The organism is Microcystis sp. M53598_WE2, from assembly GCF_030067735.1.
GTDB classification, from domain to species: Bacteria; Cyanobacteriota; Cyanobacteriia; order Cyanobacteriales; family Microcystaceae; genus Microcystis; species Microcystis aeruginosa.
Genome location: NZ_JASJFE010001025.1, coordinates 1 through 5,316, shown reverse-complemented (window position 1 = coordinate 5,316; position 5,316 = coordinate 1). Strand labels below are relative to the sequence as shown.

The following is a 5,316-nucleotide window of genomic DNA, read 5'->3' as shown; positions in this document are numbered from 1 at the left end:
TTTTCTGTTGTATGACCGAGAATATAATCACCTTTTTTGTATAACTCTTTATATCCTTTGCCCGCTTGCCGAATTAGCTTATTAAAACACTCATGCCAAAGAGCGATCGCCTCTAGCAAATTGGTTTTTCCTGAATTATTAACCCCAGTAAAGACATTAAAATCAGGATCTAAATCTACGGTAACATTTTGAAAAGACTTAAAATTTTTAATCTGAATTTTGCTGATCTTCATTCCCGTTCATCCTGCTGGAGAATTGCCTCTAGTCCAAGCTGATAATGTTCAATGCTTGTAACAGGTTGCCGTCCTAGCGTAACCGCATCTCGAATGACATAAACTTCCGACATTGTCCCACAGTTAAACACCATATAGAGCCAATAGTCCCGCTTTAATCGTTCGGCTGTTTTATACTTATCTCTGATGCTAACACAATTGGGAAGTAGGTTAGCCCAATTAAATCTATAGCAGTTTTCATCAGAATGAGGTATGGGCAAGGAGCTTAAACCCTTTGTTTGCAAAACTTGTCGACACCTCACTAACGTGAAAAGTGCTATAATTCGATTGAAAAAGCGAAACCCAACAACCCCAACGCTTACTGCTTAACTCTCAAAGTAATTGGCTGATAGCATTTTTCTTTATTCGTGGCAGGCATCCTACTCGCATCTCCCCCCCCCCCTTGTCCCTCCGATGTCGGGGGGACAGGGGGGGGCAAGGGGGGGGGAGAGTCCGGCCTCTGGGTTTTCAGTGGAGACATTGAGAATCTAAGTTGTCTCGTTGAACAAGGAATTTCCGATAGTGATAGGTCAAGAATCCCCCGTCACAGCGTAGCTTGACGGGGGGAGTATGTCAACCAAGTGCCTAAGACAAGCTGTATCCCTAAGAATGGGACAATCAAACTAGGAGCCGTGTGAGGTGAAAGTCTCATGCACGGTTCTGAAGGGTCGGGGATGGAGGCGACTCCATTCCCGATCCCTAACACGCCGGCTTCAGAATATTCTTGTCACCCGATCGGGAATCCACTAAACAAAGAAGTTGGAAACAGGGATATTACCGAGAGCGGGTAATGTGCCGATAATGCCTGTAACGTTAACCAGTAAGTCATTGGCACTTTGGAAACCAGCAACATTATCATTGACAATAATATAGTTTCCGGCTATCCCAGCAGTGGTTACTTGGACCAGGGCCGCGCCATTAATACCAAGTGCTTGGTTTCCAGCTAAGGCACCATTGGCATCGGTAAAAACAGCATTCACGACATTGGTTAAAGTGGCAGCGGCAGAATTGGCAGCACGACTAAAGGCAGCGGGGGCAGGCAGCACACCTCCTGCGGCACTGAGCAAATCAATTTTGTCGGAGCCGATCGCAAAATCAGTGATCCGGTCAGGGTTAGCGACAGTAGATTGGGAAAATTGGAAGAGGAAGACATCGTTTCCTGCTCCCCCCGTCAAGGTATCGAGTCCGGCACCACCATTGAGGATGTTATTGCCACTATTACCAGTAATAACGTTATTACCTGCGTTACCAGTACCGTTAATGGCGGCTGCTCCCGTCAGTGTCAAATTTTCCACGTTAGCAAGTGCCGCAATCGTGTAAGTAACACTAGATTGAATGGTATCTGTACCAGCACTGGCATTTTCGGTAATGATATCAGTGATGCTATCAACAATGTAAATATCGTTGCCTAAACCACCAATTAAGGTATCAATGCCAGCACCACCATTAAGGGTATCATTGCCCCCACCACCGTTGAGAAGGTTATTGGCCGTGTTGCCCGTGATCACGTTATTACCTGCGTTACCAGTACCGTTAATGGCGGCTGCTCCCGTCAGTGTCAGGTTTTCCACATTTGCCGCTAAAGTCGTGGTGACAGCGGCTGTGAGAGTATCGGTTATAGTCGTGGTAGCTGCCGTCACCGCACCAAGAATAGCATTAGTAGGAGAAGACAAAGCTAAAGTAAAGATTTCATTCGCCTCATTAAGGGAATTATTGAGAATGGGAATATTGATGACTTGAGTAGTAACACCAGGGGCAAAGGTTAGAGTTCCAATGGTGGCGGTGTAATCCGATCCCGCGGTTGCTGTACCGTTAGCAGTAGCATAGTTAACGCTGACGGTTTGGTTGCTTGCTTGGGAAAGAGTGACGGTGTAGGAGGCGTTTTGAGGAGTGGTTAAACCTTCAACAACAGTCTGATTGCTGGGACTAAGATTAATCTTGGGTAAGTCATCATCAATAATGGTTCCAGTGACGGTGGGTGTTCCAGCTATGACATAATCAGCACCAGAAGCTAAAGAGAGGGCAACAGTTTCGTCCGCTTCAACGGTGGTGTCTGCTGTGGGGTCAACAATTAATGTTGTTGTCGCTGCACCCGCAGCAAAGGTAATGGTTCCGGTGCTAGATGTGAAAGTGGCTGCACCTGTTTGGGTGTAGTCTGTAGCGAAAGTAGCAGTTCCAGCAACGCCAAAGTTCACTGTTAAGGGATTGGTGGTGCTGCCGAGGCGGGTGAAAGTGTAGACTAAATTGGTTATTCCATCTTCGGTGACACTGCTTGGGGTAACGTTGAGGGTGACTAGAGTACTTGGACGATTGCCAAAGTTTATACCTGTGGCTGTTTGTCCGGCTGCCAAATTAATTTTATGGGTTCCCTTGTTCACAGGGATAATGGTGACTTTACTTGCTCCCGAACCGATACGATAAGTTCCATTAATGACGCGGTTAAGGCTGGCATAAACATCGTAATTTACAGGACCTTCTGCATCAGGTTGACCATTGAGTGCATAGAGGTAGGGTGTATTTAAGCTACCGATAGCGTTCGGGCTATTCCAAACAACCTGTCCGTTGCTGATGACTAGCTCAACAGAATTAACATTATTAGCAAAATTGGTGATATTTGCTAAAGGATTTAAGGTAGTAGGGGTGTAGTCGTTGCCATAAATGGTTAAATCTTTGTTTAAAATTTGCAGTTCGGCATCATTACTTTGAGTAGAGGCATCTCCTTTATACCCATCATTAGTAGCTGAATCTCCAATGTTAAGTGTCCATCCTGTGGGTGATTTATCGTAGTTGACAATGAATTTGACTTGATCAAGTTGGGCTTGATAATTGACTTTGACTACTGTTTCTAAATAGCCATCACCATTGGAGTCAGTGGGAGAGGTAATTAGGCTGATATAGGGGTTGGGTGAACCTGTAATTGCGCCGGTTTTCAGGTCGATGGAATAGGGAGTGGTGGGATAGGTTTGTTCCCAGCCTGTTTGAGGAACTTCGCCGATGGTGTATTCTCCTGGTCCTAAGTTGCTGAAGGTATATTGACCATCAGCGTTAGTGACTGTGGAAATTTCCCAAGGATCTAATTGTCCATTGGCAACGCTATCAATGTAAATTGTCCAACCTGCTAGGGCTTGTTCGCCTCCGTCCCAGATACCATTAGCATTAGCATCGTTCCATTTACTGCCTTGGATGCTTCCAAGTGGAATTTGAATGTCTCCATTTTTAAGTGCTAAGTTTGCCGCCAGCTTCGCTCCTTTAAGAAAACCTTCATCCCCCGTCACCACAAAATCGAAAACCCCACCATTTAAAAAAGCACCTTCAGCAATACCAAATTCCCGTCCCTTTGCGAAAGCGTTTGCTACTCCTTGGGGATTTTGTTGCGCTAAAGTTTGTAAGGAGACATAATTAGCGGGAAAACTTTTATCAGCAAATGTCGGTGTCCCGAAAAGGGATTCTTGCTGAGTAATCCGCCAACTATCTGCATAAGTTGTATGTATTGTTTGATCAGTGGGATTAGGTCCCAAGTCTGTGCCATCGCGCAGAGCAAAATCATTGGTACTAACCCCATCACCATTACCTAAAAGCCCTTGAAGTACCCCAAAACGATAGTCAGCGGGATCAACAAAAATATTGATATAAGAGCCAGTATGGTCATAGGCAGTTACCTTATCATCATCTGAAGTGGCAATAATTCCATCTGGTCCTGCATAAGTCAATATATAAGCATCCACAAAACCACCATAGGGGTCATTAGCTTGAGTACGCTCAATCTTACTGTTACCAAGAAATACACTTTGACCATTTAACAAATTATAGGTCGATCCGTCAATTTTTAGTTGTTGACCAACTGGAAGCTTCGTATCGAACACAACATTGTAACCATCTATCCTTGTGGCAAAAGCTGTGTTGACAGAAACATTTGTACTTGCTCCCCAAGGTTTTTGACGGGTTTGCACTTGAAAATCATCTATCAGAGATTTGACAAGAATAAACTCCCCAACTGCTTGAAAATCATAGGGTTTTCCATCAAAATTTACGAGATGCACATCTCCCCAACCGTGACCTTGATTTACTGGATTATTAGCAGTGGCAAAGATTGAGAAATCTTGAATGAAGGGAGTAGTTACCGTACTATTTTTGGTAACATAAATATAGTAGTTACCCGCAGGGATCGTAGTTGAGAAAATCTGTTCGATGTTGTCATTAGTAACAGTTGTCTCAGTTCCTATAAATGACGGCGTATACGATGGAGAACCGCCCAGAGTGTTCGTCAAGTACACATCTAGATTATTGCTGGCAGGACCTGTCCAATCTAGGGTGACTTTGACCCCACCAACACCTGTATATCTCAATATACCTACATTAATTGGTGTACCAACTGTGCTATTGTAAGTATCTTCTGCAAAGATATGGCGGGTATTTCCCGTAGGCGATAACGCAATAGTTTGTATGAAGTTAGTTGCATTCGTGATGTTAGAAAAACCTGTAGTTGGAGACCATGGAGTCCATGGAGAAGAACTCCCAAATACATGATCAGTTCCAGCAGTATGGATAAGCAATCCCTTTTCTGTGGAGGGAAGTTCATTGATGGTAGTAGCCACTGTAGAAAGAGGAGGAATACCAGCAGGAATAGGGTTGGGAAATGGATTTAGAATAGGTCCAGGTAGGAATGTGTTCTTAAATCTTGCTCTGTATCCGCCACCTATTGTGCGTACATTTTCATACTGATAGCGATTTAAGTTATCAGCCCACGTTAATAGAGCCGGAGAACCAGCTGTCAAGTCAGGAAGTTGTATCACACCTTGTTCTATCTCAATACTCTGGCCATCTAATGTAATCGTCGCATGATCATTCTCACCTTTCAAAGCCTGTAATGTCCCAGCACTGAGACTATTACCACGCACTAAGTTAGAAAAAATGTCTCCCTCATCACCAGCGCTATCCGTCTGATTAATATGAGCATCAATAAAATGCCCGTATTCTTCTAACAAAACCGCAATAATGTCTGTCTCCGTAGCTGTATCAAGAAAATTAGCAGCGAGATAAATCT

Annotated in this window: 3 protein-coding genes and 1 pseudogene; 1 reads left to right on the top strand and 3 read right to left on the bottom strand. The window is 44.1% G+C overall.

Annotated elements, in window-relative coordinates; translation table 11 throughout:
* Together PX636_RS21110 and PX636_RS21105 are read right to left on the bottom strand one after the other, a co-directional pair.
* Positions 1–233, bottom strand: a 233-nt coding sequence (locus tag PX636_RS21110; RefSeq protein WP_288118704.1) for an AAA family ATPase, incomplete at its 3' end; no start/stop codon positions are given.
* Positions 230–367 (bottom strand): hypothetical protein, encoded by a 138-nt coding sequence (locus tag PX636_RS21105; RefSeq protein WP_172970506.1) that lies wholly within the window; start codon positions 365–367, stop codon positions 230–232. The genes PX636_RS21110 and PX636_RS21105, both read right to left, overlap by 4 nt.
* A gap of 351 nt (positions 368–718) precedes the next feature.
* On the opposite strand from PX636_RS21105, the pseudogene PX636_RS21100 reads away from it, so the two are divergent.
* A pseudogene (locus PX636_RS21100) lies at positions 719–832 on the top strand (zinc ribbon domain-containing protein); the annotation flags it as partial.
* Between the two features lie 186 nt (positions 833–1,018).
* Here the strand turns inward: PX636_RS21100 and PX636_RS22965 are convergent.
* A partial coding sequence (locus PX636_RS22965) for a Calx-beta domain-containing protein (protein ID WP_502882912.1) occupies positions 1,019–5,316 on the bottom strand: 4,298 nt, incomplete at its 5' end.

Coding starts and splice junctions, on each gene's coding strand:
- PX636_RS21105 (WP_172970506.1), bottom strand. CDS start 367: ATGGTGTTTAACTGTGGGACAATGTCGGAAGTTTATGTCATTCGAGAT.